Here is a 26,624-nt window from a genome sequence, read left to right as displayed (position 1 = left end):
GCAGCCCGGCCGGGCGCGTCGGAGGGCCGGCAGCCCGGCCTCCCGCCCCGACGGCCGGCAGCCCGGCCACCCGCAGCCCGTCGGCCGCACCCGGTCGGCCCCGCGAACGAGCAGCTCGGCCCGATCCCACCGGTGGTCGGGGTCGAGCGGCACGAACCACCCGTCCCGGCGTCACGAGCGCCCGGCGGCTCAGCCACACAGGAGGATCAGATGGACTTCCGGCTCACCGAGGAGCAGGAGGCGCTGCGCGACAGCGTCCGGGACTTCGCCCGCGAGGTGGTCGCCCCGGTGATCGCCGAGCACTACGAGCAGCACACCTTCCCGTACGAGGTCGTCCGGCAGATGGGGAAGATGGGGCTGTTCGGGCTGCCCTTCCCCGAGGAGCACGGCGGCATGGGCGGCGACTACTTCGCGCTCTGCCTCGCCCTGGAGGAACTGGCCCGGGTCGACTCCAGTGTGGCGATCACCCTGGAGGCGGCGGTCTCCCTCGGCGCGATGCCCATCCACCGCTTCGGCACCGACGAGCAGAAGGCGCGCTGGCTGCCGAAGCTGACCAGCGGCGAGGCGCTGGCCGCGTTCGGTCTCACCGAGCCCGGGTTCGGCTCGGACGCCGGGGGCACCCAGACCCGCGCGGTGCTGGACGAGCGGACCGGCGAGTGGGTGATCAACGGCTCGAAGGCGTTCATCACCAACTCGGGTACCGACATCACCAGTCTGGTCACCGTCACCGTGGTCACCGGCACCCGGCCGGACGGGGCCAAGGAACTGTCCACCATCATCGTCCCCGCCGGCACCCCCGGCTTCACCGTCGCGCCCGGGTACTCCAAGGTGGGCTGGAACGCCTCGGACACCCACGAGCTGACCTTCGACGACTGCCGGGTGCCGGCGGCGAACCTGCTCGGTGAGCGGGGGCGGGGCTTCGCCCAGTTCCTGCGGATCCTCGACGAGGGGCGGATCGCCATCGCCGCCCTCGCCGTCGGCCTCGCCCAGGGCTGCGTCGACGAGTCGATCAAGTACGCCAGGGAGCGCCACGCCTTCGGCCAGCCGATCGGCAACTACCAGGCCATCCAGTTCAAGATCGCCGACATGGAGGCGAAGGCGCACACCGCCCGCCTGGCGTACTACGACGCGGCGGCCCGGATGCTCGCCGGTGAGCCGTTCAAGCGGCAGGCGGCCATCGCCAAGCTGCACGCCAGCACGATCGCGGTGGACAACGCCCGGGAGGCCACCCAGATCCACGGCGGGTACGGCTTCATGAACGAGTACCCGGTGGCCCGGTTCTGGCGGGACTCCAAGATCCTGGAGATCGGCGAGGGCACCTCCGAGGTCCAGCGCATGATCATCGCCCGCGACCTGGGGCTGTGAAAGGAAGGGCCCCTTCTTAACGCCTCCGGTAGAGAAGGTGCCCCTTCTCACCGTCACCCTGCGCTTGAAACGAGGGCCGGCGGGGACCGGTCAGGCGGAGGGCCGGCGGGGACCGGTCAGGCGGAGGGGCCGGCGGTCAGCCAGTGGCGCAGGGCCGAGGGGTCACCGGCGGCGGCCACGAGCACCTGCCGGGCGTCCACCCGGTCGCCGGCCGGGTCGACCAGGACGCCCCGGACGGCCGGGTGCTCCAGCCGCCACCCGCGCCGCAGCAGGGCGTCCTCGACCAGGAACACCAGGGCGCCGGGCGGGTCATCGTCGTCGTACGGCTGCTCGTCCGCCAGGTCCGCCAGCGGGATGTCGAAGGCGGCGGCCAGCACCTCCCGGGTCCGGGTCCGGACCACCTGGTAGACCTCCAGGTCGTCGACCGGCTCCCGGCCGAGGACGGTGGCCACGTCGGCGCGGACCGAGTCGGCGTCCCGGGTCGCCCGCCGTCGCCACCAGGCGTGCGGGGCCTCGGCGAAGGTGGTCCACCGCAGGGACTCCGGGAACGGGATGCCGAGCAACCGGCGGACGAGCCGGCGCTGCTGGCGTGGGGTGAGCGGCGGGACCGGCACCGGGTCCGGGCTCGGCCGTACCGACAGGGGCGTGGTGCCCAGCGCCCGTACCGGCCCGGCCAGGCCGGGGTGGATCGTCGCCAGCAGTTCGGCCGTCTCCTCGTCCCAGTCGGACTCGCCGAGACCCCGGTGCACCACCCGACGCCACCCGTCGTCCAGGTCACGGACGCCCACCCCGCGCCGCCACAGGGTCCGTTCGGGCACGCCGAGCAGGTCCAGGAAGTCGTCGAGGTACGTCTGCGCCACCACGTGCGCCAGCGCGGTCGCGCGGGCGGCCGGCCCGCCGCCGCCGGCCACGGTGGCCGCCGCCGCGTCCGCGTCCCGCTGCACCTGGGCGGCGAAGGCGTCCAGTTCCCGGCGGAGCCGGGTGGCCCGGCGCAGCTTCCGCCCGGTCTCGTCCGCGCTGTCGCGCACCGCGTCCATCCAGATGGCGACCAGCGGTACGACGAGTCCCGCCCGCCGGTGGCGCAGCAGGGCGAGCCGGTGCCCCAGCACGGCCCGCAGGTCGGCCCGGCTGAGGCAGGCCAGCACCGGAAGGCCGATCCGCAGGTACCGCTGCCCGTGTGTCACCTCGGCCTCGACCACCGGCTCGGCGGACAACAGCACCCGGTCGGGCGGGTCGGTGCCGAGGTGCCGGGCGACCTCCGTCACCAGGGCGGACAGTTCGGGGTGGGTCTCCGGGGCGACCGGCACCCCGTCCCGGCTGCCCCACCGGGCGGTCACCTGGTCGACCAGGGCCAGCACGGCGAGCCAGAGCAGGAACAGCGGGGCGAGGGCCACCGCGCCCGCGCCGTAGACCACCGGTCCGAGCGTCCCGCCGTGGCGCAGCACCAGCCAGCGGGCCCGCCAGACACCCAGGCCACCGGGCAGGTCGTCGTCCACCATGCCGGTATCCTGCCGGCACCGGAAATCCTGATCAATCCGACCGGGCAGATCGTGATCAATGCGACGAGCCGGCCGGCTGTCGGGTTTCGGCAGGTCAGGGTCGGGTGCCCGACGCTGCCCTGCCCGCTGTGGACTGCGGCCCGTAGGGTCGGGGGCCATGACTCCGGGCCATGATCAAGCGGTGGGCGCGGCCGGTGGTGTCCACCTGCCGGACCTGCTGCGGCGGCACCGGCTGGCCGCCGGTCTGACCCAGGCCGAGCTGGCCACCCGGGCCGGCGTCGGCGTCCGCACGGTACGGGACCTGGAGCGGGGGCACTCGTCGCGCCCGCAGCGCACCACCGTCGAGCTGCTCGTCGGCGCGCTGGCGCTGACCGGCCCGGCCCGGACGGCCTTCATGGCCGTCGCCCGGGGAGCCGCCGCCGGGCCCGAGCGCGTCGTGCCGGTCACCGGCTCCGGCGGTCCTCCGGCGCTGCCCGCCGGGCCCGTGCTGGTCGGCCGGGACCGGGAGGCCGCCGAGCTGGTCCAGCTCCTGATCGATCCGTACGGCCCCCGGCTGGTCAGCCTGGTCGGGCTGGCCGGGGTGGGGAAGACGGCGCTGGCCCTGACGGTCGCGCACGCCGTGGCGACCCGGTACCCCGCCGGGGCCGCCGGAGTGCCGGTCGGCGAGGGCGCGGACGCCGACGACGTCCTGGCGGCGGTGGCGGCGGCGTTCGGGGCGGGCCACGTCGACGACCTCGCCACCCGGCTCGCGGGTCGCCCGGCGGTGCTGCTGGTGGACGGCGCGCACGGGGCACCGGAGCAGGTGGCCGAGGCGCTGTTCCGGCTTGCCCCGATCCTCCCGCAGCTTCGGCTGCTGGTCACCGGCCGGCAACCGGTCGGGGCGCCGGGGGAGCGGGTCCGGCCGGTCGCCCCGCTCGGCGTACCGCCGCCGGAGGCCGACGGGGAGGGGGCGGTGGCGCTCGCGGCGTACCCGGCGGTGGCGCTCTTCACCACCCGCCTGGCCCAGGTCCGGCGGGAGCCGCCGACCCCGGCGGAGCTGCCGGCCCTGGCCGCGCTCGTCCGGCGGCTCGGCGGCCTGCCGCTGGCCATCGAGCTGATGGCCGCCCGGGCCCGGATCCTCGACCTCACCGAACTGCTCGCCCGGTACGGCGACCGGGTGCTGGACCTGGCCGGGCCGGCGCAGCGGACGGGCTGGCCGGTGCCGGGCCCGGCATCCGCCGGGCGGGACGCCACCGGCCCGGCGGTGGTGACCCTGCGGGAGGCGCTGGCGGACAGCTACCGGCTACTCACTCCACCGGAGCGGGAGGCGCTGCGCCGGCTCGCCGCGTTCCACCACCGGTGGTCCGTGGACCTGGCCGAGGAACTGCTCGCCGACGAGGCCGACGCGGACGGCACCGTGACGGTCGACCCGGTCCCGGTGCTGGACCGGCTGCACGACCTGGGCCTGCTCGACGTCTCCGGCGGCGGCCCGTTCCGGTTCCGGCTGGTCGACGTGGTCCGGGGGTTCGCCGTCGAACAGGCCGACACGGCCGGCGAGGCGCGGGCGATCCGCCGTCGGCACGCCCAGGTGGTCGCCCGCCTCGTCGGGCGTACCGCGCCCGATCTGGTCGGGCCGGGCCTCCCGGCGGCGGCCCGCCGGCTGGACGAGGTCGCCGCCGACATCGCCTCGGCGCTGGAGCACGCGGCGGCCGACGACCCGGAGACCGCGCTCCTGCTGGCGGCCGGCCTGTCCCGGTGGTGGCGGTTCCGGGGGCGGGAGGCGGCCGGGCGGCAGTGGCTGTGCCGGTTGCTGGCCGACCCCCGCACCGCCGACGCCGATCCGGTCCTGCGCGCCTGGGCGTTGCTCGGGGCGGCGGAACTGACCGCCGGACGCCGGGCCGGCGTCGAGGAGGTGGCCCACGCCCGTACCGCCCTGGCCGCCTTCCGGGTCGCCGGGGACGTCGGCGGGGAGCTGGCGGCCCGGACGGTGCTCTGTTCGCTGCTCATCGCCACCGGGGCTCACGACGAGGCCCGGGAGCAGGCCGAGAAGGTGCTGGTCCTCGCCGCCCGGACCGGGCGGATCCGGGACATGGCGGTGGCGCACAACAACCTCACCTGGCACGACATCCGGGTCGGTGACCTGTCCGGGGCCCGGCGTCGGCTGGCCGCGGCGGGGCGGCTCGCCGCGCAGTGCGCCGACCAGCGGCTGCGTCTGCTGACGCGGGCCAACCTGGCCGAGGTGGCCCGGCTGGAGGGCCGGTACGCCGACGCGGTGGAGCAGGGCCGGCAGGTCGCGGCGGCGCTGGCCGACCTGGGTGACCCGGGGTGCCACCGGCGGGTGCTCGGCACGGTCGGCCTGGCGCTGGCGCAGGACGGCCGGGCGGCCGAGGCGGCCGACGTGCTCCGCGAGCTGCGTACCCGGGCCGGCCCGTCCGGGTCGCCGTCGGCCGGTCGGGCGGAGCCGGTGGGGGCGGCGGGCCCTCCGGAGGACGGCGTGGGCGCGCTGGTCGAGGGCACCATCGCGCTGCTGCGGGGTGACCGGGACCTGGCGGCGGAGTGGTTCGCCGTGGCCGCCGAGGCCGGTGGCGACGGCCAGGACCGTCGGGACGTGGTGGAGGCGCTGGTGGGGCTGGCCGCGAGCACGACGGACGTCGGGGTGCTGGACCGGCTCGACCAGGTCTGTCAGGAGAGCGGCATCCGACTGCTGCCGCACGAGGAGGGGTTACTGTACGCGTTGACGGTGACGCGGTACGTTGGTCCGGACCGGAGTCGGGTAACCTCCTCCGGAGGGTGGCGCGAGCGATATGCCCCCTGATATGTCCTCGCCCATCGCTCGCGCCGGCATCCCCCGGTGCTCCCCCGCGTGGTGAAGACTAGCCACCGCTGTAAAGCCCTTACGCCCCTTTTGTGGGGATATTTCGCCGCTCCCGGGTAGTTCTGCCGGTCTTTCTGCCGGTGCCCCGCCCCGGCTCCGGCTGGCGGGTCGGTCAGGTGACGGGGTCCTCGTCCCGTGGTCGGGCGAGGTGGGGTGGCAGGTCGGTGCTGCCGGCGGTCGCCCCCGGGTGCACCGCGTCCCGTACCTGACGCAGGCCGTCGAGCAGGGCGGCCAGGGCCGGCGGGTCGAGTTGGCCGGTGAACCACTGCTCGATGATCCGCAGGTGGCCGGGGAGGACGTCGTCCAGTCGCTCCAGCCCGGCCTGGGTGACCACCGCGTACGAGCTGCGCCGGTCGTTGGGGCAGGCGCGCCGGCAGAGCAGGGCGTCGCGCTCCATCCGGTCGACCACCCGGGTCACGCCACTGGTGGAGAGGGAGGTCTGCGCGGCAAGATCGGTCATCCGCAGTTGGTTGCCCGGCGAGCGGGCGAGGCGGGTCAGCACCTCGAACTCGACCGACGAGAGGCCGTGCTCCTCCAGCTGGGCGGCGAACCGGGCCGACAGCCCGGCGTGCGCCTCGACGAGCAGGCCGACGGCCGTGATGCGGGGGTCGTCGAAGACGTTCTGGTTCACCGGTCCAGCATAGCAGTACTTGACACGAGGAATATTGCTGTAGCTATAGTTGCTGGCGCAAACGTTGGATCGCTTCGTACACCTCTCTTGGAGGGCAGTGCCATGACCGTCAACACCGACGCGGTCACCCGCGACTGGAACGGCCTCACCATCCCCACCGCCGGCACCTACCTGCTGGACGCGGCGCACAAGCGCGTCGGGTTCGTCGCCCGGCACATGATGGTCAGCAAGGTGCGCGGTGAGTTCACCGAGGCCACCGCCACGATCACCGTCGCCGAGGACCCGCTGGCCTCCTCGGTCAGCGCCACCATCCAGGCGGCCAGCCTGACCACCGCCCAGGGCGACCGGGACGCGCACCTGTGCAGCCCCGAGTTCCTCGACGTGGAGACCCACCCCACGCTGGAGTACCGCAGCACCGGCGTGAAGTCCCAGAACGGCAGCGAGTTCGTGCTCTCCGGCGAGCTGACCATCCGGGGCGTCACCCGCCCGGTCGACCTGGCCGTCGAGTTCGAGGGCGTCGGCCGCAGCCCGTTCGGACAGGACATCTTCGGCTTCACCGCCAGCACCGAGATCGACCGGGAGGACTTCGGTCTGACCTGGAACGTGGCCCTGGAGGGCGGCGGCGTGCTGGTCGGCAAGAAGGTCAAGATCGAGATCGAGGGCGAGGCCATCCGGCAGGCCTGACCCGCGACCGGCACCGGGCCCGCACGTCGTCGACGACGTGCGGGCCCGGCTGTTTTCCCAGCTCGCGCCCCTGCCATGCGGGCGGGTGACGATTCTCTCCCCACCGGCGTCAGGCGGGCGGAGCCGTCCGTCACCGGTGGCCGGGGCACGCTGCCGCTCTTACGGTGGATGCTTCACAATGCGCTCTCGGGACGGTGCGTTCCGGTCGCGCCACCCGCCGGGAGGAACAGATGGGCAAGGATGTTGCGCAGCGCGCCTACTCCCGGGAGGACCGGGTCCGCTACCGGCAGAAGGTCCGTCGGTGCCTGGACGTCTTCGCGTTGATGCTTGACGACTTCGGGTTCGACGCCGACCGGCCGATGACCGGCCTGGAGATCGAACTCAACCTGGCCGACCCGGCCGCCGAGCCGGCGATGCGCAACGACGAGATCCTGGCCGAGATCGCCGACCCGCTGTTCCAGACCGAGCTGGGTCAGTTCAACCTGGAGCTGAACGCGCTGCCCCGGCTGATCGAGGGCACCGGCTTCACCGACTACGAGAAGGACCTGCGCAGCAGCCTCAGCCGGGCCGACGAGCGGGCGGCGAAGTCGGACGCGCGGATCCTCCTGGTCGGTATCCTGCCCACCCTCACCGAGCGGCACCTGGTGGCCGACAACCTCTCCACCGCCGAGCGGTACCGGGTGCTCAACGACCAGATCGTGGGGGCCCGGGGCGAGGACATCGAGCTGGACATCCGGGGCGTGGAGCGGCTCCAGACGCACACCGACTCGATCGCCCCGGAGGCGGCCTGCACCAGCCTCCAGGTCCACCTCCAGGTCGCGCCGGACAGCTTCCCCGACTACTGGAACGCCTCCCAGGCCATCGCGGGCGTCCAGGTCGCGGTCGGGGCCAACTCGCCCTACCTCTACGGCCGGCAGCTCTGGGCGGAGACCCGGATCGCCCTCTTCCAGCAGGCCACCGACACCCGCCCCGACGAGCTGAAGGCCCAGGGGGTACGCCCCCGGGTGTGGTTCGGCGAGCAGTGGATCACCTCGATCTTCGACCTCTTCGAGGAGAACGTCCGGTACTTCCCGCCGTTGCTGCCCATCGTCGAGGACGAGGACCCGGTCGAGGTGCTGCACGCCGGTGGCGTACCCGAGCTGGCCGAACTCCGGCTGCACAACGGCACCGTCTACCGCTGGAACCGGCCGGTCTACGACATCATGGACGGCCGCCCGCACCTGCGGGTGGAGAACCGGGTGCTGCCGGCCGGGCCGACCGTGGTGGACATGCTCGCCAACGCCGCCTTCTACTTCGGGCTGGCCCGGGGGCTGGCCGAGGCGGACCGGCCGATCTGGAGCCAGCTTCCGTTCAGCTCCGCCGAGGAGAACTTCCACGCCGCCGCCCGGCGCGGCATCGAGGCTACGCTGCACTGGCCCCGGCTCGGCGAGGTGCCGGTCACCACCCTCGTGCTCGACGTGCTGCTGCCGCAGGCCGCCGCGGGGCTGGACCGGTTCGGCGTCGCCCCGGCCGAGCGGGACCGGTTGCTGGGCATCATCGAGCAGCGCTGCCGGACGGGACGCAACGGCGCGGTCTGGCAGACCGAGACGGTGTTGTCCGCCGAGCGGAACCGGGGACTGGACCGGGACGCCGCCCTGCACCACATGGTGCAGCGGTACGCGGAGTTGCAGGGCGGCAACGAGCCCGTGCACACCTGGCCGGTCGACTGACCGTCCCGCCGTGGGCCCACCACCGGCCCCACCACCGGTCGCTGGGGTCCGGTGTCCGGTGTCCGGTGCGGGGGCCGGTGGTCGGCCCGGCGAGGAGTGGTGGTCGGCTCAGCGGGTTCGGCGGCCGGCGCGGGGTGTACGGGGCCTGGGCACCGCTGCGTCGGCGGGGCCGGTGGGTTCCTCGGCGGCCGACTCCGGGGTGACCGCCGATCCGTCCGGCGGCGCGGCGTCCGGCTGACCGCCCGACCCGGCCGCCGAGGCGTCACCGGCCTTGGTGGCCCGGCCGGCCGACTCCGGGTCGCTCGCGGTCCGGCCCGGCGTCGACGCGGTACGGGTGCGCGGTCTCGGGGCGGCCGAGCGGGTGGCCGGGCGGGCGATGGGGCTGACCGGTTCGGCCGGGCCGACCGGATCGGCCGGACCGGTCGGTGTGGGGCCCTCCAGGGCGGTCCCGTGCGGTGCCGGGGCGGATTCGTCCGGTGCCGGGGCGGTCGGCGCGGTGTCGGGGCGCGGCGGGTTGGTGGGACCGGCGGTCAGGCGCGGTACGGATGCCGCCGAGGGTGCGGCGGCGGGCAGCGGATCGGGGGCGAAGGCGGCCGGCGAGGGGTGCGCCGCGCCGGTGCGCTGTGCGCGGGCCCGTCGCTCGGCGGCGCGGGTGGCGGACCGTTGGCCCAGGGCGGCCACCAGCGCCGACGCGCCCGCCCCGACGATGACCGCGTACGGGGCGACGAGGTGGGCCGACACCTGCTCGGCGCCGAGCGTCCCCAGCCGGGGTACGACCAGGAAGTACGCCACCGCGACCAGCAGCGGTCCGGCCGCCCCGGAGACCGCCGCGCCGACCCGGCGCAGGGGGTTCCGGGCGCACCGCCGGGCGGCGAACACCCCGATGACCAGGGCGGAGCCCAGCGCCAGCGCGGCACCGGGCCAGTAGAAGTAGTCCCGCAGCCAGAAACCGGCGTTGTCCGCGCTGAGTTGCCAGATGCCGAGTTGGGCGGTGCTCAGTCCGCGCCCGGCGAGCACCCCGTCCACCACCGCCGCGACGGCGAGCAGCCAGAGCCAGGCCACGGTGGCGACCAGGTTGGCCCGGGCGGCGGGAGAGTGCAGCGCCCAGAGTGCGACCAGGAACCCGAGCAGCACCCCGGCGCCCGCGTACCCGGCGGCGACGGCCTGCGGGGCGGTGGTCCCCGGCAGTTCCGCCACCCGGGCCGGTACGGCCACCAGCAGGACGGTGGTCAGGGCGCCGATCGCGGCGGCGACGGCCAGCATGAGGCGGCCCAGGGTGCCGCCCCGGGCCGGGTCCCGACCGGGCTCGCCGGGGCCGGGTGGCGTGTCCCGACCGGGGCCGCCCACGCCGGGTGGCGTGTCCCGACCGGCCGGGTCGGTGCCCGCCTGCTCGGCGGCCGGGGCGGTAACCGCCGCCTCGGCGGCCGGGTCGGCGGTGTGCGCCGTTCCGGTGGCCGGTGCCGTACCCGATCCGGCGGCCCCGACCGGGCTCCCGTCGCCGCCAGCGGGCATGGCCTGCCCGTCGCCAGCGGGGGCGGCGGGGGAAACGGCCTGCCCGTCGCCAGCGGGGACGGCCCGTCCGGTGGCGGTGGGGCTGGTCCGGTCGGCGTCGGGCGGCGGGGTCGGGTCGGTGGCCGGCTCCGGGCGGTCGGTGGCGGGCCCGGCGGGTCGCTCCCGCAGTCGTTGGGCGCCGATCGCGCCGACGACGGTCGAGGTGGCGGCGATCCAGGTGGCCCAGGCCAGGCTGGCCACCCAGGCCGCCTCCTCCGGGGCGGTGCCGGCCGGCGCCCAGGTGATGATGCCCAGCCCGTAGCCGAAGCCCAGCTGAGCCGCGCCCGCCCCGGCGGCGACGCCGGTCGCGGTGGCGATGGATCCTCCCCAGCCCCTGGCCATGCCGGGGAGCGTAACCGCCCCGGGCGACCGGGGCGAGTCGTGGCGGAGCGTGGATCACGGGCCGGGGTCGGGTCGTGACGCGCGGTGGTGCGCGCTGATCCGGGCCGGTGGCCGTCCTGCCGGTTAGCGTGGGGCCACGAGGGCCAGGGTGCCCGCACGGAGGGAACGTGCGATGAGCGACGACCGCCAGGAGCCACCCACCGGAGAAGACGACGACCGTACCCGGCAGCTTCCGCCTGGACCCGGCACCCCGGCGGCCTGGTCGGGTCGGGCCGGCGTGCCACCGCCCCGACCGCCGGGCTACCCGGAGCCGGAGGCCGAGTGGTACGGCGACGAGCCCACCGGCCGCCGCTGGTGGACCCCGATCCTGCTCGGCCTGGTCGCGTTGGCGCTGCTCGGGCTGGTGGGCGCCGGGTTGTGGCTCGCCAGTCAGCCGACGGGGGACACCGGGCCGGAGTCGCCGACGGCCGCTCCGACCCTCGCGCCGACCACGGGCACGCGGACCCCGGCGACTCCCGGCCGCACCCCCGCGACCACCCCGCCGACGACCACCCCGGCCACCACCGCACCCACCACCGGTTCGGCCACGGTGCCGGTGCCGCCGCTGGTGGGGCTCGCCCAGGGCACGGCGGAGACGATCCTGGACCGGCTGGGGGTGCGGTACCGGCTGACGTACCGGAGCGCCCCGGACCGGCCGGGCACGGTGATCGAGACCGACCCGGCGGCCGGTACCCCGGTACCGGCGGGGCAGGAGGTGACCCTGGTGATCTCCGAGGGGCCGGCATCGGCACCGACGACCGCGCCGACCAGCGGTCCGCCGGCCACCGTCACCCCGTGACCTGACCGGCTCTCACCACATCCGGCGTCTGGCCGCGAGCAACCCGATGCCGGTCAGGGAGATCACCAGACCGCCGACGCCGGACCAGAACAGGGAACGCGCGTCGTCCGCCCGACCGCCCGGCTCGGGGCGGGCCGCCCCGACGGCGGTACCGCCGCCGCTGCCGGACCGGGCCCCGGGGGCGGGTAGCCGGTCGGCGGGTACCCGGTCGGCGGGCGCTCCGGCGACCGGCTGTTCCGGCGGGCCGAGCGGGGCGCCGCCCCGGGCCGGACCGTCCGGGCCGCGTGGGCTCGTCGCCCATGGATCGGGGTACCGGTCGACGGTCACCCCGGGCTCCTCGACGACGGGGATCTCCGGGGCGGGTACCGGGGTCTCCAGGCGGGTCGCCGAGAGAGCGGGGTCCCGCGCCTCGACCGCCAGGGTGGTCGCGGCGCCGAGGATCGCCAGCAGCCCGAGGGCGTAGCCGATCCGGAGCCGGTGTCGTGGCGTGGCGGGCAGACTGAGCATGGCCATCCCAGGTTCGGGGTCTGAGGCCGCGCGGGGTGGAGCGTGCCGGGGTGGGCGTACCGAGTCTATGGCGGTGGACCCACCCCGGGGGCGGGAACTACGAGGTCAGGCCCACGCGCACGGGGGTACGCGCGATCGGCCGCCGGGCCCGTACGGTGTGCTGGCGCGGCTCCGGCGCGGCCCGGAGCTGGCGCAGCCCCACCGCCTGGACGTAGATCTGCCGGCGGCTGACCGCGTCCCCGGTCGCGTCCAGCTCGTACCCGTCGAGCCAGAGCCAGCCGTCGTACGTCGGCCAGTCGTGTACCCGGATCACCCGGAACATGATGGGGCGGTGGAGGAACTGGACACTCGCCGCGCGAGTCACGTGCAGAACGTCACCAGAGCGGGGAAGCACATGGGCTCCTGGAGGAGAGATCCGCCGACGGGCACGCCGGCGGGAAGCTGGACAGGAAAGGTCACAGCACGGCAAAGGCTCGTGCCTCTTCGGCCGGCTGTGTGGGCAGATCGTGGTGGTCGGGCGGGCTCGCTGGTGGCGTGCCGACACCCGACCATCACTCGACCGCACCCGGCTACCGCTCCCGCCGCCGTAGCCTTCAGGCCTACGGTCGCGGGGTCATCCCCGGGGCGAATCCATCATCTGTTGCCGCAGCTCAGGGCCGCTCACATCGCCCTGGTGCGGGGCGTTCGGAGCGGACCGGTCCGGTGGTCGACCGGGACGGTCAGTAACCCGAGCCACACGGACAGACTGCATGAGTGACGCGATTCATGCAAGTTGCACGTCGACTTTTGCCGATGCGTGAACGCCCAACGAATTTGCGGACGTGAACACACCACACGAGCCCGCTTGAAGCTCTCGATCCATGGCGGCACACTGGACGCCCGTTTCGCCGTCGCGGCCGGCCGACGAACGGCACCACCCCCATGCCGCGAACGATCGCCCGCCGTTCGACCCTGCGCGCCCGCGGCGGGCGTCGACGTAGGCGCGATCTACCGGAGGTAGCGCGGGTGAGCGCGATTGTCCCGGGTTTCGGACCAGTAGACCCCGGGGTGGGCCGTGAGTGAACGGCGCAGCCCCACGATCCGACGTCGCCGGCTCGGCGCGGAACTCCGCCGCCGGCGGGAGCAGGCGGGCATCACCATAGAGGTGGTCGCCGAGCAACTGGAGTGCTCGGCCTCGAAGGTCTCCCGGATCGAGACCGGCCACACCACCGCCACCCCGCGCGACGTGCGGGACATGCTCAGGATCTACGGCGTGGACGGCGCGGAGAGCGACGAGCTGGTGCAGTTCGCGCGGGAGGCGCGGCAGAAGGGCTGGTGGCACCCGTACAACAACGTCCTGGCCGGCGCGTACGTCGGGCTGGAGGACGCCGCCCGGGTGATCAAGACGTACGAGCAGCAGGTGGTCTCGGGCCTGTTGCAGACCGAGGAGTACGCCGACGCGATGATCCGGCTCGCCCGGCCGGACCTGCCCGCCGAGGAGGTACGCCAACGGGTGCGTGTCCGAATGGGACGTCAGTCGTTGTTGACCCAGGACGACCCGGTCAATCTGTGGGCGGTGCTCGATGAGGCGGTGGTGAGTCGACCGGTGGGCGGCGACGCGGTGATGCGTGGTCAGCTCAGGCGGTTGGTGGAGGCGGCGCAATTGCCGAACGTGACACTCCAGTTATTGCCGTTCGCGGCGGGCGCGCACGCCGGCATGGACGGCACGTTCACCATCCTCGGCTTCCCCGAGCCCGGTGACCCGGATGTCGTGTACGCGGAGAACGCCACGGGTGGGCTCTTCCTGGAGAAGAGCGACGAACTGCAGAAGTACAACTTCATCTTCGACCACGTTCGAGCAGCGGCCATCGGACCGGAGGAGTCCATTGCACACATCGCGACACTGGCAGAGGAGCCGTTGTGGAAGTGGCGAAGGGGTTCCCCGCGGACCTGACGCAGGCGTTCTGGTTCAAGAGCTCGAAGAGCGGGCCGAACTGTGACAACTGCGTGGAGGTGGCGTACGCGAGCAGCGCCGTCGGGGTCCGGGACTCGAAGGACCGGTCCGGGCCGGCGTTGATGTTCGCTCCGGGTGACTGGCACGCCTTCGTCGCCGGTGCCAGGAAGGGTGTGTTCGGCCGGGACTGACGAACCGGCGGAGACCGAGGGGCGCGGAACCGTTCCGGCAGCGTGGCCGGGCCGGGGCCGCGTCCCTCGGCGTGCCCGGCGGCCGTCGGCGGCGACGGCGGCGTGGCCGAGGCCGTCGCCACTTCCGGTCCGTCTCGTTGTACCCCTCGTTACGGCGCTGGTCGACAGCCCGCCACAGCAATCCGGAACCGAGCGAGGCAGGCGAGACGGATGACGACGATCGGGTCAGACAACCACACCAACGGTCCGGGCAAGCCGGAACGGTTCGGTGGCAAGTACCGTGGCGCCCGGCGGGACACCGTCCTGACGGAGGTGGTCTCCACCGACGGCGACCTCGACGGGCGCACCGGGATGTCGTCCGCGCCGGAGCAGGTGCCGTCGCCGCTGTCCCTGCCGTTGCTGGACCCGAACCCGCTCACCGAGCCCTCGTTCCCGCCGTCCGGGTGGGCCGGGGAGTCGAGCGAGTCGCTGGTGGACCACCCGCTCCTGCGCGGTCTGCTGCTGGAGTTGCCGCCCAAGGGCAGCGTGCCGCCACCGGGCTGGCTGGACCGCTGGTTCGAGGCGACCCGGGCGATCCTGGAGCTGCTATACGTGCAGGGCTCCGGCGGTCGTACGCGGTAGGTCGCCGGCCGGCTCCCGCAGCGCGGCGGCCGGCTCCGACAGCGCCCGCTCGGCGAGCCGGTTGTGCCGCAGCGCGTGCCGGACCGCGACGGCGGTCATGGCGAGCACCGCGACGGTGATCGCCGGACCGGTGATCCCCGGGCCGTCGAGCACGCCGAAGCCGTTGGCCGAGAGCACCCCCACCACCGTGGCCACGCCGGTGACCTGGAGCGGCAGCCCGATCAGCGGGTGCGCGGCGGCGGCCCGGAGTCCGTGCGGCGCGGGCGTCCGTGGGGCCAAGGCGAAGGCGCCCGCCCCGGCGGAGAGCCGGCGCAGCCGACGGAGGGTGCAGACCGCGACCAGCAGCGCCGGCCCGGTGGCGAGGGCGAGGGCCGCCGCGGCCCGGTCGGCCGGGGCCGCCCCGGGACTCTGCAACCCGGCCATCAGCACCGCCCCGGTCAGCCCGAGGCCGGTCAGGGTGAGGCCGAACAGCCAGTGCACCCGCCGCCGGAGGGTACGGGCCCGGTGGAGCCGGGGCATCCCCTCCGCGACGACCCCGGCGGCGAGCCAGACGGCGGCGACCGTCAGCAGAACGGTGAGATGGCTGTCCATGTCTCAACCCTTGCCCATTCGCGGGCCGACCGAATCCGGGACGCCACCCCTGCCTCTCCCGTACCGCACCCCGTAGGGGTCATCGTGCCGAAGTGATGGAAGATTCGACATGTTTAAATCTCTTGTGATCTCCCCTAGCCTCGGCGTGATCGGCCGACGTCGTTCCGTAGTCACTGGTTCGGGTCGACCGTGGCCGGTCGGAGGGAGGTAGGGAGATGGGTATCCCACACAGGTCCGTCCTCGTCGGAGTCGCCGCGCTCACCATGCTCGCGGCCGCGACCCCCGCCATGGCAGCCGAGCCGGTCGGCCCGATCCGGGCCGCCGGTGGGGCCACCGCCGTGGCGGACAGCTACATCGTCGTGTTCAAGGACACCGCCGTCGAGCGCGGCAGGGTCCGGGACACCGCCGGCCGGCTGGTCGGCCGGCACGGCGGCGCGGTGGCCCGCACCTACTCGGCCGCGCTGCGCGGCTTCGAGGTCACCGTCGACGCGAAGGCCGCCGCGCGGATCGCGGCGGACCCGGCCGTCGCGTACGTCGAGCAGAACCACACCGTCTCCATCGCCGGGACGCAACCCAACCCGCCCTCCTGGGGCCTGGACCGCGTCGACCAGCGGGCGCTGCCGCTGGACAGCTCCTACACCTACCCGAACACCGCCGGGAACGTGCACGCGTACATCATCGACACCGGGATCCGGTTCAGCCACAGCGACTTCGGTGGCCGGGCCGTCTCCGGCTTCGACGCGGTGGACGGCGGCGCGGCGGACGACTGCAACGGCCACGGTACGCACGTGGCGGGCACCGTCGGCGGCGGCGCGTACGGCGTGGCCAAGGGCGTCACCCTGGTCGGCGTCCGGGTGCTGAACTGCGCCGGCAGCGGTACCAACGCCGGGGTGATCGGCGGGGTGGACTGGGTCACCGCGAACGCGGTCAAGCCGGCCGTGGCGAACATGAGCCTCGGCGGCGGGGCGAACGCCTCGCTCGACACCGCCGTCCGCAACTCGATCAACTCCGGGGTGACGTACGGCCTGGCCGCCGGCAACGACAGCGGCGCCAACGCCTGCAACACCTCGCCGGCGCGTACCACCGAGGCGATCACGGTCGGCTCGACCACCAACACCGACAGTCGGTCGTCCTTCTCCAACATCGGCACCTGCGTGGACATCTTCGCGCCGGGCTCGGCGATCACGTCCGCCTGGCACACCAACGACACGGCGACCAACACCATCAACGGCACCTCGATGGCGACCCCGCACGTGGTCGGCGCGGCGGCCCTGGTGGCCAGCGTCAACCCGTCCTGGACGCCGCAGCAGGTCCGCGACTACCTGGTGAACAACGCCACCGACGGGGTGATCCCCAACCCGGGCACCGGATCGCCCAACAAGCTGCTCTACGTGGTCAACGGGGACACCCCGCCGCCGACCGACGACTTCTCGGTGGCGGTGTCGCCGACCAGCGGCTCGACCGCGCCGGGTGGTTCGGTCACCGCGACGGTGGCCACCGCCACCACCAACGGCTCCGCCCAGACGGTCGCCCTCTCCGCCAGCGGGCTGCCCAGCGGGGCGACCGCCTCGTTCAGCCCGGCGAGCGTCACCTCGGGCGGGTCGTCGACGCTGACCGTGGCCACGGCCGCCGGCACCCCCGCCGGGACGTACCCGGTGACCGTGACCGGCACCGCCGCGTCGGGTACCCGGACGGCGACGTACCGCCTGACGGTGACCGGCCCCGGCGGTGGCTGCTCCGGCAGCAACGGCACCGACGTGGCGATCCCGGACGCCGCCCTGGCCGGGGCGACCAGCCCGATCGTGATCGCCGGCTGTGGCCGGGCCGCCTCGGCGTCCGCGTCGGTCGCCGTGCAGATCGTCCACACCTACCGGGGTGACCTGGTCATCGACCTGCTCGCCCCGGACGGTTCGGCGTACCGGCTGAAGAACAGCAGCATCCTCGACGGCGCGGACAACGTGAACGCGACGTACACCGTGAACCTGTCGTCGGAGGCGGCGGACGGCACCTGGCAGCTACGGGTGCGTGACGTCTTCTCCGGTGACACCGGCTACCTCGACACCTGGAGCCTGACCCTCTGACCGACCGCGCCCCGCCCGGCCCCGTCCACGGGGCCGGGTCGGGTCGCCGAGCGCGTTCCGTCCCGGTTGTCGTGGCCCGGTCGAGAGGGTGGCCACGACAACCCGGAGGGGACGCGCTCGTGCGTCGGCCCTCGCGCCGGGCTCAGCCGGTGCCGGGCTTCCGCGCCGGGCTCAGACGGCGAAGGTACGGGGGCGTTCGGTGGCCGGGGCCGGGGCCGGAGCCTTCCACAGCCCGGTCTTCTGCGCCGCCAGCCGGCCCAGGTACGCCGGGTTGAGGATGACGTACCGGCGCCAGAGCCGCTTCGGCTCCAGTCCGAGCCGCCAGAACCACTCCAGCCCCGCCTTCTGCATCCACGGCGGGGGGTTCTTCAGCAGCCCGGCGTGGTAGTCGAAGGCCGCACCGACCGCCATCATCGGCATGTCCAGCAGCGGGCGCATCGCGTACGTGAAGACCTCCTGGCGGGGGCAACCGAGCCCGACCAGCACCAGCCGGGCCCCGCTGGCCCGGATCCGGTTGGCGATCTCGACGTCCTCGCCCGGCTGCACCTGGCGGAACTTCGACGGCTCCACTCCGGCGATCTTGAGAGCCGGGAACTTGCGGCCCAGCTCCGGGATCAGCCGGGACAGCGTCGCCTCGGTGGAGCCGTAGAGGTAGACCGGCAGCCCCTCCTCGGCGAAGCGGCGCAGCACGTGCAGGGTGAGCAGCGGGCCGTAGACCCGGTCCGACAGGTTGGCCCGGTGCAGCAGGTTGAGCGCCCAGCGCACCGGCTGCCCGTCCGGGGTGACCACGTCGAAGGAGTTCAGCCGGGCGTTGTGCGCCGGGTCGAGCACCCCGGTCATCACCCCGTGCACGGCCAGCGCGGTCAGCGCCAGCGGTCGCCGCTCCCACGCGGCGGCCACCACCTGCTCGGTGGCCGAGGCGTAGTCGGTGGCGTCGACCAGGACGCCGAGGACGTTCCGTTTGCCCTGCGCCGTCACCGTCGCACCTCCCGCACGCCCGTCGCCGGGCGGTCGTCGCCGGTGTGCCCGCTCATCCGGCCGACACCCACTTGTCGACGTTGGCCTCGTGGATCTCCCGCATGATCATGGGTACGTCGTACACCTGCTTCCAGTCGGGGTAGTCGGCCTGGAAGGCCTCGTTCGAGCCGATCCACCACTTGTGGTCGCCGATCCGGTTGGCCTCGACGTACTCGGTCACCATCTCCAGGCCGGTGATCTGCTCGGCCAGCGCGAACGCCTCCCGGTTGGAGACGTTGGAGTGCCGGCCGCCGCCGAGGTTGTAGACCGCCGCCGAGCGGGGGTTGCGGAAGAACGCCTCGAACGCCGAGACCACGTCCGAGCTGTGGATCGCGTCGCGCACCTGCTTGCCCTGGTACCCGAAGATCTTGTACGTCCGGCGTTCCATGTTCGCCCGCATCACGTACCCGAGGAACCCGTGCAGCTCGGTCGCCGAGTGCGCCGGGCCGGTCAGGGTGCCGCCCCGGAAGCAGGCGGTCCGCATGTCGAAGTAGCGGCCGTACTCCTGCACCATCACGTCGGCGGCGACCTTCGAGGCACCGAAGATCGAGTGGAGGCAGGCGTCGATCGACATGTCCTCCCGGATGCCCTGCTCGTACGGGTGCCCCGGCTCGATCTCCCAGCGGGTCTCCTGCTCCACCAACGGCAGGCTGTTGGGGCGGTCGCCGTAGACCTTGTTGGTGGAGCAGTGGATCACCGGTGCCTCGATGCAGTGCTCGCGCACGTTCTGCAACACGTTGAGGGTGCCGGCGGCGTTGACGTCGAAGTCGGTGAACGGGTCCCGGACGGCCCAGTCGTGGGAGGGCTGCGCGGCGGTGTGGATCACCACGGCGATGTCCCGGCCGTAACGGGCGAAGAGCCGGCCCAGCGCGTCCCGGTCCCGGATGTCGATGCTGTGGTGCGCGTACGCGTCGCCCAGGTCGTCGGCGAGCCGGCGGACGTTCCACGCGGTCGACGCCTCGGCGCCGAAGAACTCCTGCCGCATGTCGTTGTCGATCCCGACGACGTCGAGCCCGAGACCGGCGAAGTGCCGTACCGCCTCCGATCCGATCAGACCGCCTGATCCGGTCACCAACGCGACAGTCACACGCCACTCCTGGTCCATGGGAGGCAGAAAAACCATCGGAGCATAGCGTGACGCCCGGCACGCCCTGACATGAAGCGAGGGCCCCGCATCGTGCGAGGCCCTCGTCTGGTGGTGGGGAAGGGGGGAGTTGAACCCCCACGCCCTTTCGGGCACACGGACCTGAACCGTGCGCGTCTGCCATTCCGCCACTTCCCCGTGGCTTGCCGGGATCACTGTAGCGGCCCCGATCCCGCTGTCTCCAGCGGGCCCGGCACATACTACGCTGAGCCTGACCATTGCCGCGATCGGATACCGTCCCAGGCTCGGACACCGTTCCAGCGAGACACCGTTCCAGTGATCGGTTACCGTTCGTGGCGGACGAAAGAGTAGCACGACAGCAGCGGCCCGTCCGAGCGGGCCGACGACAGGCGGTCGAGCGGCGTGTGAGCTGCACGCGCGCCGGCCGGATACCATCATGTCCTCGGGACCCGAGGAGGAGCCGGTGAGCGTGCTGCAACGCTTCGAGAAGCGACTGGAAGGCCTGGTTGAAGGGGCCTTCGCCAAGGTCTTCAAAGGGGTGGTCCACCCCGTGGAGATCCTCAACGCCATGCAGCGGGAGGCCGAGGCGCACAAGGCGATCCTGGCCGGTGGGCGCACGTTGGTGCCCAACCGCTACGTGATCGATCTCTCGCCGTACGACCACAGTCGGCTGGCGCCGTACGCCGCCGCGCTGGCCCAGGAGCTGGCCCAGTCGCAGGCGGAGTTCATCGGCGAGCAGGCCTGGACGGTCTACGGCGACGTGATCGTCGAGATCGAGCGTGGTGAGGGCCTCGACACCGGCATGTTCCGGGTCACCGCCGAGGTCTACACCGGTGGCGACGTCGCCCCGGTCTCCGCGCCCGGCTACGACCAGGGCGGCTACGACCAGGGCCCGCCCGGGTACCCCTCCTACGACCAGGGCGGCGGCTACGGCCCCCCGCCCGGCCACGGCGGTGGGCGCAACGTCCGGCTGGTCTCCGGCGACGGGCGGACGTACCCCCTCCAGATGGGTTCGACCGTGATCGGCCGCGGCGACCAGGCCAACCTGCGCCTGCCCGACGTCGGCATCTCCCGCCGGCACGCCCGGCTGGACTTCGACGGTGGTCAGGTCGTGCTGACCGACCTGGGGTCGACCAACGGCACCATGGTCAACGGCCAGCGGGTCTCCGCCGTCGCGCTCAACCCCGGTGACATGATCCAGCTCGGCACCACCACCCTGACCTTCCGCGTGGACGGCTGACCCGCCTTGCCGGAACTCGTCATCACCGTCGCCCGGTTCGGGTTCCTGATCCTGTTGTGGATCTTCGTCTTCACGGTGGTCGGCGTGATCCGCCGGGACCTCTTCGCGGGGGCCCGGTCCGGTCGGCTGGTGGCCGCACCACGCGCGGTGGGCGCCCCGGCCGGGCAGCAGCCGGCGAAACCGGCGAAGGTCAAGCGGGGGCGGGCCGCGCACCAGTTGGTGGTCACCGCCGGTCAGCTCGCCGGCACCCGGATCACCCTCGGCGAAGCGCAGATCACCATCGGGCGGGCCGAGGACTCCACCCTGGTCATCACCGACGACTACGCCTCGGCACGGCACGCCCGGCTGGTGCCGCGTGACGGGCAGTGGTTCGTCGAGGACCTCGGTTCGACTAACGGCACGTACCTGGATCGCGCTAAGGTCACCGGACCAACCCCCGTCCCCCTCGGCGTGCCGATCCGGATCGGCCGCACTTCCCTCGAATTACGGCCATGACTCTGACCCTGCGCTATGCGGCCCACAGCGACCGCGGTCTGATCCGAGACGGCAACCAAGACTCCGTCTACGCCGGGCCGCGGCTTCTCGCCGTTGCCGACGGTATGGGCGGCATGGCCGCCGGTGACGTCGCCAGCAACATCGTGATCGGTGCCCTGGCGCCGCTCGACGAGGACGTCCCTGGTGACGCGCTCGTCGACGCGTTGCGCTCAGCCGTCGGCACCGCCAACCAACAACTCCGCGACACCGTGGACGCCAACCCCCAACTGGAGGGGATGGGCACCACCCTCACCGCGACACTCTTCTCCGGCAGCAAGATCGGTATGGTCCACATCGGGGACTCCCGGGCCTACCTGCTGCGTAACGGCGAGTTCGCGCAGATCACCAAGGACGACACGTACGTCCAGATGCTCGTCGACGAGGGCCGGATCAGCGCCGAGGAGGCGAGCAGCCACCCGCAGCGGTCGCTGCTCACCCGGGCGCTGGACGGCCGCGACATCGACCCCGAGTACAGCGTCCGCCAGGTGCTCCCCGGCGACCGGTACCTGATCTGCAGCGACGGGCTCTCCGGGGTGGTCAGTGCCGAGACCATCGCGGACACCATGCGGGAGTACACCGACCCGCAGCAGTGCGTCGAGCGGCTGGTGCAACTGGCCCTGCGCGGCGGTGGCCCGGACAACATCACCGTGATCATCGCGGACGCCACCGACCGGGACATCGTGGAGTCGTCCCCGATCGTCGGGGGCGCCGCCGCCCGGGACCGGGGCATGGCGACCTCCGCCGACGTCTCCACCCCGGCGGCCCGCGCCTCGGCCCTCTCCGCGCCCCGCCCGCCGGCTCCGGAGGAGCCGACCGCCGGCCGCGACGACGAGCCGGACCAGCCGCGGCGTCGTCCGGTCCGGACCGCCGCCATGCTGGTGGGGCTGCTGGTCATCATCGGCGGTGGCCTCTTCGCCGGATGGAGCTACACCCAGCGGCAGTACTACGTCGGCGCCACCGACGCCGGACAGCTCGCCGTCTTCCGGGGGGTGCCCGGCCAGGTCGCCGGGATAGATCTCTCCACCCTGCACTCCACCAGCCCGGTGCTGCTGGACGACCTCACCCTGGCCGCCCAGGAGCAGGTCAAGCAGGGCATCCAGGCGCGCAGCGAGACCGATGCGGCACGCCGGCTGGCCGACCTGACCAACGACGACCCGACCAACCCGAACCTGAAGCCGCTCTGCCCGCCGAGCCCGTCGCCCAGCGCGCCGGAGTCGCCGGAGGCGTCGGCCTCGCCGAGCCCCCGGGCCAGCGCGGCGGCCAGCGCCGAGGGGCGCAGCCCCCGGCCGGAGCCGTCCGCCACGCCCACCCCGACCACCACGCCCGACGTGCTCCCCACCGACACGGTTCCGCCGGTGTTCGACCCGGCGGGCTGCCGGTCGGCCGAGTGAGCGCCGGCCCGAACCCGAGGGACGACGCGTGACCGCAGCGGCCACCCCGGCTATCTCGCCCCCCACGGGCGAGCAGTCCGGCGTGCGCCTGGCCCGGTCCCGGCGCAACTCCGAGCTGTCGCTGCTGCTGCTGGCCATGGTGCTGGTCGCCGCGTACCAGGCGACCATCGAGGCGACCCTGCTGGACACGGTCACCTCGGACTTCTGGGTGCCGGCCGCCGCGCTGACCGCCGTCTTCCTCGGCGTGCACGTGGTGGTCCGGTTCCTCGCCCCATTCGCCGATCCGGCCCTGCTGCCGGCGGTGGCCCTGCTCAACGGGATCGGGGTGGGCTTCCTGCGCCGCCTCGACCTCGACGACGCCGCCCCGGCGGACCGGGCCGACCTGGCCACCTTCGCCGGGATCGGCGGCCGGCAGTTGCTCTGGACGCTGATCTCGGTGCTGCTCGCCGCCGGGCTGCTGGTGCTGATGCGCGACCACCGGTCGGTCTCCCGGTACGCGTACACCCTGGGGCTGGCCGGCATCGTGCTGGTGATGATCCCGGCGGTGCTGCCGGCGCGCTTCTCCGAGATCAACGGCGCGAAGCTGTGGATCCGGGTCGGCAGCTTCTCCATCCAGCCGGGTGAGTTCGCCAAGCTGGCCCTGCTGGTCTTCTTCGCCTACTACCTGGTGCGCAAGCGCGAGGTGCTCTCCCTGGCCAGCCGCCGGTTCCTCGGCATCGACTTCCCCCGGGGCCGTGACCTCGGCCCGGTCCTCGTGGTCTGGGCGATCAGCCTCATGGTCCTCATCTTCCAGAAGGACCTGGGCACCTCGCTGCTGTACTTCGGCATGTTCGTGGTGACCCTCTACATCGCCACCGAACGGGTCAGTTGGCTGCTCATCGGCCTGATGCTGTTCTTCGTCGGGGCCTACATGGCGTACGTCCTCGGCAGCACGGTCGGGGGGCCGTTCGCCAACTTCTACGTCCGGGCGGAGATCTGGCTCGACCCGTTCGCCGACCCCACCGACAAGGGTTATCAACTCGTCCAAGGGCTGCTCGCGCTCGGCACCGGCGGGCTGTTCGGGGCGGGGCCGGGCGGCGGTGAGCCGGGCATCCTCCCCGAGGTGCAGAACGACTTCATCTTCGCCGGCATCGGCGAGGAGATCGGCCTGTTCGGGCTCTCCGCGCTGCTCATCGTCTACCTGCTGATCGTCGAGCGGGGGCTGCGGGCCGCGCTGGCGGTCCGGGACTCCTTCGGCAAGCTGCTCGCCGGTGGCCTCTCCTTCACCATCGGCCTCCAGGTCTTCGTGATCGTCGGCGGGATCAGCGGGCTCATCCCGCTCACCGGTCAGACCACCCCGTTCCTCTCCGCCGGTGGGTCGTCCCTGATGGCGAACTGGCTGATCATCGCGGTGCTGCTCCGCGTCTCCGACGCGGCCCGCCGCCCGGTCGCCAGTGGCGGTGGCGGCCCGGCGGCCCGGCCCGGCGGCGGCCCGCCGCAGCAGTTGCACGGTGCCCCCACGGAGGTGATTCGCCCGTGAACGCACCCCTGCGCCGCGTCGGTGTGGTGGTCATGGTCCTGTTCGGCCTGCTCTTCGCCAACCTGAACTGGGTCCAGGCGTACAAGGCCGACGAGTACCGGACCAGCGACTACAACGGCCGGGTCCAGGTCGCCGAGTACGACCGGCGGCGGGGCAACATCGAGGCCGGGGGCACCGCCCTGGCGACCAGCAAGGCCACCGAGGGCAACCTCAAGTACCTGCGCACCTACCCGGCCGGGGCCCAGTACGCCCACGCCATCGGGTACAAGCCGGTCAACCTGGGCGACACCGGGATCGAGCGGCTGGAGAACGAGTTCCTCGCCGGGACCAGCGACCAGTTGATCGCCAACCGGGTCAAGGACATGTTCACCGGCGACGAGAGCGGCGGCGGGAACGTGCTGCTCAGCCTCTCCCGGCAGGCCCAGAAGGCGGCGTACGACGGGCTGCGCAACAACCGCAACGGGGCGAGCCGGGGCGCGGCGATTGCCCTCGACCCGCGTACCGGGGCGGTCCAGGCGCTGGTCTCCATGCCCAGCTTCGACCCGAACCCGCTGGCCAGCCACGACAGCCGGGAGGCCAGCGCGGCGTACAACAAGTACGAGCAGGACCCGGAGGGCCCGTTGAAGAACCGGGCGCTCTCCGAGACCCTCCCGCCGGGCTCCACCTTCAAGATGGTGGTGGCCGCCGCGGCACTGGAGAACGGGGTGACCCCGCAGACCCGGATCCCGGCCGGGTCGAGCTGGCGGGCCGCCAGCGGCGGCAACACGATCACCAACGCCGCCCCGTCGATCTGCCCCCAGTCCGAGGTCACCCTGTTGAAGGCGGTGACCGACTCCTGCAACACCGGCTTCGCCCAGCTCGGGGTCCGGCTCGGCGCGGACACCATCAAGGAGAAGGCCCGCCAGTTCGGCTTCGAGCAGGACGACCTCACCGTCGGCCAGCTCGGCGAGGGCGGACACCGGGTGGCGGCGAGCCGCACCGGCGACATCCAGAACCCGGACGGCAGCACCGACGAGGCCGCCCTCGGCCAGTCCTCGATCGGGCAGCGGGACGTCCGGATGACCCCGTTGCAGGGCGCGTTGATCGCTGGCGCGATCGCCAACGGCGGCGCCCAGATGCGGCCGTACCTGGTCCGTCAGCTCCTCGCCCCGGACCGCACCACCACCTACTACACCGCCAAGCCGCGCGAGCTGCGCCAGCCGGTGAGTTCCCAGGTCGCCGGCGACCTGCGGGACATGATGGTGAACGTGGTCCGGGAGGGCACCGGCCGCAACGCCGCCTTCAACGGCTACACCGTCGGCGGGAAGACCGGTACCGCCCAGTCCGCCGAGGACCGGCAGGACCACGGCTGGTTCATCGGCTTCGCGCTCGACCGCGACGGCAACCCGGTCTCCGCGGTCTGTGTGGTGCTGGAGGAGGCCGGCGACGGCGGCAGCGCCGAGGCGGCCCGGATCGCGGGCCAGATCATGCGCGCCGCGGTGACCGACGCGGGGGGCCGCTGACATGCTCAGCCCCGGCGTCCAGCTCGGCAACCGCTACCGTCTCGACGAGCGGATCGCCAGCGGTGGCATGGGCGACGTCTGGCGCGGCATCGACCAGGTCCTCGGCCGTACGGTCGCGGTGAAGAGCCTGCTCCCGGCCCTGCTGGACGAGCCGGGCTTCGCCGAGCGGTTCCGGGGCGAGGCGCGCACCATGGCGACCATCAACCACCCCGGCGTGGTGGACGTCTACGACTTCGGCAGTGACCAGCAGATCGCCTTCCTGGTCATGGAGTACGTCGAGGGCGACGCGCTCTCCGCCACCCTGAACCGGGTCGGCCGGCTCACCCCGGCCCGGACGATGGCCCTGGTCGCGCAGGCCGCCGACGCGCTGCACGCCGCCCACGAGAAGGGCATCGTGCACCGGGACGTGAAGCCGGGCAACCTGCTGGTCCGCCCGAACGGCACGCTGGTGCTGACCGATTTCGGCATCGCCCGTTCCGAGTTGGTGGGGCAGCTCACCGCCGCCGGTTCGGTGCTCGGCACCGCCTCGTACATCTCGCCGGAGCAGGCCACCGGCGCGGTCGCCACGGCCGCCTCCGACGTGTACGCCCTCGGCGTGGTCGCGTACCAGTGCCTGGCCGGGCGGCGGCCGTTCGAGGGGGACAACCCGCTGGAGATCGCCATGAAGCACGTCCGGGACACCCCCCGGCCGCTGCCCGGCGACATCCCGCCCCCGGTCCGGTCGATCGTCGAACGGGCCATGGCCAAGGACCCGGCCGCCCGGTGGTCCAGCGCCGCCGCCCTCGCCGGGGTGGCCCGGCAGGCCAAGCAGGCGCTCTCCCAGCAGAACCGGGGCGGGGGGTCGGCCGGCCCGATCTCCGGGGTGCCGGCCTCGCCGGCCGGGCCGGGGCGGGCCCAGGTGCCCGCACCGCCCCGCCAG

23 protein-coding genes and 1 tRNA gene are annotated in these 26,624 nt (G+C 73.5%); 15 read left to right on the top strand and 9 right to left on the bottom strand.

Annotation, left to right across the window (positions count from 1 at the left end):
* Positions 1-210: 210 nt before the first annotated feature.
* Entirely contained in the window at positions 211-1,365 is a 1,155-nt protein-coding gene (locus AWW66_RS11580) for an acyl-CoA dehydrogenase family protein (RefSeq protein WP_067364079.1), read from the top strand.
* A 116-nt stretch (positions 1,366-1,481) separates the two neighbouring features.
* Here AWW66_RS11580 and AWW66_RS11575 read toward each other — a convergent pair whose 3' ends face one another.
* Complete coding sequence (locus AWW66_RS11575; protein WP_067364076.1) at positions 1,482-2,864, bottom strand: M48 family metalloprotease; 1,383 nt, start codon at positions 2,862-2,864, stop codon at positions 1,482-1,484.
* Positions 2,865-3,021: 157 nt separating this feature from the next.
* Here AWW66_RS11575 and AWW66_RS11570 point away from each other — a divergent pair, with 157 nt between their 5' ends.
* Positions 3,022-5,658, top strand: coding sequence for an ATP-binding protein (locus tag AWW66_RS11570; protein WP_083978405.1), 2,637 nt, complete (start codon positions 3,022-3,024; stop codon positions 5,656-5,658).
* 172 nt (positions 5,659-5,830) lie between these two features.
* On the opposite strand, the gene AWW66_RS11565 is transcribed toward AWW66_RS11570, so the two are convergent.
* Positions 5,831-6,349, bottom strand: coding sequence for a MarR family winged helix-turn-helix transcriptional regulator (locus AWW66_RS11565; RefSeq protein ID WP_067364070.1), 519 nt, complete (start codon positions 6,347-6,349; stop codon positions 5,831-5,833).
* Positions 6,350-6,451: 102 nt separating this feature from the next.
* Here AWW66_RS11565 and AWW66_RS11560 point away from each other — a divergent pair, with 102 nt between their 5' ends.
* Positions 6,452-7,033, top strand: coding sequence for a YceI family protein (locus AWW66_RS11560; protein WP_067364067.1), 582 nt, complete (start codon positions 6,452-6,454; stop codon positions 7,031-7,033).
* Between the two features lie 230 nt (positions 7,034-7,263).
* Positions 7,264-8,742: a glutamate-cysteine ligase family protein gene (locus AWW66_RS11555; protein WP_067364064.1), complete on the top strand. Its 1,479-nt coding sequence runs from the start codon at positions 7,264-7,266 to the stop codon at positions 8,740-8,742.
* A gap of 108 nt (positions 8,743-8,850) precedes the next feature.
* On the opposite strand, the gene AWW66_RS35250 is transcribed toward AWW66_RS11555, so the two are convergent.
* The gene (locus AWW66_RS35250) at positions 8,851-10,635 is read right to left on the bottom strand and encodes a hypothetical protein (RefSeq protein WP_067364061.1); all 1,785 of its coding nucleotides are present in this window, start codon (positions 10,633-10,635) and stop codon (positions 8,851-8,853) included.
* Positions 10,636-10,807: 172 nt separating this feature from the next.
* On the opposite strand from AWW66_RS35250, the gene AWW66_RS11545 reads away from it, so the two are divergent.
* On the top strand, positions 10,808-11,473 hold the full coding sequence (locus tag AWW66_RS11545) for a PASTA domain-containing protein (RefSeq protein ID WP_067364058.1): 666 nt from the start codon (positions 10,808-10,810) through the stop codon (positions 11,471-11,473).
* A gap of 12 nt (positions 11,474-11,485) precedes the next feature.
* Here AWW66_RS11545 and AWW66_RS11540 read toward each other — a convergent pair whose 3' ends face one another.
* Both AWW66_RS11540 and AWW66_RS11535 read right to left on the bottom strand, forming a co-directional pair.
* The gene (locus AWW66_RS11540; RefSeq protein ID WP_067364055.1) at positions 11,486-11,986 is read right to left on the bottom strand and encodes a hypothetical protein; all 501 of its coding nucleotides are present in this window, start codon (positions 11,984-11,986) and stop codon (positions 11,486-11,488) included.
* 91 nt (positions 11,987-12,077) lie between these two features.
* Positions 12,078-12,374: a hypothetical protein gene (locus AWW66_RS11535; protein ID WP_067364052.1), complete on the bottom strand. Its 297-nt coding sequence runs from the start codon at positions 12,372-12,374 to the stop codon at positions 12,078-12,080.
* 660 nt (positions 12,375-13,034) lie between these two features.
* Here AWW66_RS11535 and AWW66_RS11530 point away from each other — a divergent pair.
* The 3 genes from AWW66_RS11530 to AWW66_RS11520 all read left to right on the top strand — a co-directional run bounded on the left by AWW66_RS11530 (position 13,035) and on the right by AWW66_RS11520 (position 14,725).
* Positions 13,035-13,913 (top strand): helix-turn-helix domain-containing protein, encoded by an 879-nt coding sequence (locus AWW66_RS11530; RefSeq protein WP_067364049.1) that lies wholly within the window; start codon positions 13,035-13,037, stop codon positions 13,911-13,913.
* The gene (locus tag AWW66_RS11525; protein ID WP_083978404.1) at positions 13,880-14,104 is read left to right on the top strand and encodes a DUF397 domain-containing protein; all 225 of its coding nucleotides are present in this window, start codon (positions 13,880-13,882) and stop codon (positions 14,102-14,104) included. The genes AWW66_RS11530 and AWW66_RS11525 overlap by 34 nt, the downstream gene beginning before the upstream one ends.
* A gap of 210 nt (positions 14,105-14,314) precedes the next feature.
* On the top strand, positions 14,315-14,725 hold the full coding sequence (locus tag AWW66_RS11520; protein WP_067364043.1) for a hypothetical protein: 411 nt from the start codon (positions 14,315-14,317) through the stop codon (positions 14,723-14,725).
* Here AWW66_RS11520 and AWW66_RS11515 read toward each other — a convergent pair.
* Complete coding sequence (locus tag AWW66_RS11515; protein WP_067364040.1) at positions 14,690-15,316, bottom strand: hypothetical protein; 627 nt, start codon at positions 15,314-15,316, stop codon at positions 14,690-14,692. The genes AWW66_RS11520 and AWW66_RS11515 overlap by 36 nt on opposite strands.
* Before the next feature lie 215 nt (positions 15,317-15,531).
* Here AWW66_RS11515 and AWW66_RS11510 point away from each other — a divergent pair, with 215 nt between their 5' ends.
* Positions 15,532-17,397: a S8 family peptidase gene (locus AWW66_RS11510; RefSeq protein WP_067364037.1), complete on the top strand. Its 1,866-nt coding sequence runs from the start codon at positions 15,532-15,534 to the stop codon at positions 17,395-17,397.
* Between the two features lie 171 nt (positions 17,398-17,568).
* Here AWW66_RS11510 and AWW66_RS11505 read toward each other — a convergent pair whose 3' ends face one another.
* The 3 genes from AWW66_RS11505 to AWW66_RS11495 form a co-directional block, all read right to left on the bottom strand.
* Positions 17,569-18,375, bottom strand: a complete 807-nt coding sequence (locus AWW66_RS11505; RefSeq protein ID WP_067364034.1) for a WecB/TagA/CpsF family glycosyltransferase — start codon at positions 18,373-18,375, stop codon at positions 17,569-17,571.
* A 52-nt stretch (positions 18,376-18,427) separates the two neighbouring features.
* On the bottom strand, positions 18,428-19,501 hold the full coding sequence (locus AWW66_RS11500) for an NAD-dependent epimerase/dehydratase family protein (protein WP_067364031.1): 1,074 nt from the start codon (positions 19,499-19,501) through the stop codon (positions 18,428-18,430).
* 109 nt (positions 19,502-19,610) lie between these two features.
* Positions 19,611-19,696 (bottom strand) — tRNA-Leu (locus tag AWW66_RS11495).
* A gap of 259 nt (positions 19,697-19,955) precedes the next feature.
* Here AWW66_RS11495 and AWW66_RS11490 point away from each other — a divergent pair.
* The 6 genes from AWW66_RS11490 to AWW66_RS11465 all read left to right on the top strand — a co-directional run.
* The gene (locus tag AWW66_RS11490; RefSeq protein ID WP_067364028.1) at positions 19,956-20,759 is read left to right on the top strand and encodes an FHA domain-containing protein; all 804 of its coding nucleotides are present in this window, start codon (positions 19,956-19,958) and stop codon (positions 20,757-20,759) included.
* A 6-nt stretch (positions 20,760-20,765) separates the two neighbouring features.
* The gene (locus tag AWW66_RS11485) at positions 20,766-21,254 is read left to right on the top strand and encodes an FHA domain-containing protein FhaB/FipA (RefSeq protein WP_067364025.1); all 489 of its coding nucleotides are present in this window, start codon (positions 20,766-20,768) and stop codon (positions 21,252-21,254) included.
* The gene (locus AWW66_RS11480) at positions 21,251-22,684 is read left to right on the top strand and encodes a PP2C family protein-serine/threonine phosphatase (RefSeq protein WP_067364022.1); all 1,434 of its coding nucleotides are present in this window, start codon (positions 21,251-21,253) and stop codon (positions 22,682-22,684) included. The genes AWW66_RS11485 and AWW66_RS11480 overlap by 4 nt, the downstream gene beginning before the upstream one ends.
* Before the next feature lie 28 nt (positions 22,685-22,712).
* On the top strand, positions 22,713-24,203 hold the full coding sequence (locus AWW66_RS11475) for an FtsW/RodA/SpoVE family cell cycle protein (protein WP_067364019.1): 1,491 nt from the start codon (positions 22,713-22,715) through the stop codon (positions 24,201-24,203).
* Positions 24,200-25,705: a peptidoglycan D,D-transpeptidase FtsI family protein gene (locus tag AWW66_RS11470; protein WP_067364013.1), complete on the top strand. Its 1,506-nt coding sequence runs from the start codon at positions 24,200-24,202 to the stop codon at positions 25,703-25,705. Before AWW66_RS11475 ends, AWW66_RS11470 begins: the two co-directional genes overlap by 4 nt.
* 1 nt (position 25,706) lies before the next feature.
* On the top strand, positions 25,707-26,624 hold a 918-nt coding region (locus AWW66_RS11465), incomplete at its 3' end, for a serine/threonine-protein kinase (RefSeq protein ID WP_157527389.1).

This window comes from Micromonospora rosaria (genome assembly GCF_001567585.1).
Classification (GTDB): domain Bacteria; phylum Actinomycetota; class Actinomycetes; order Mycobacteriales; family Micromonosporaceae; genus Micromonospora; species Micromonospora rosaria.
This window is presented reverse-complemented; position numbering and strand designations above follow the sequence as displayed.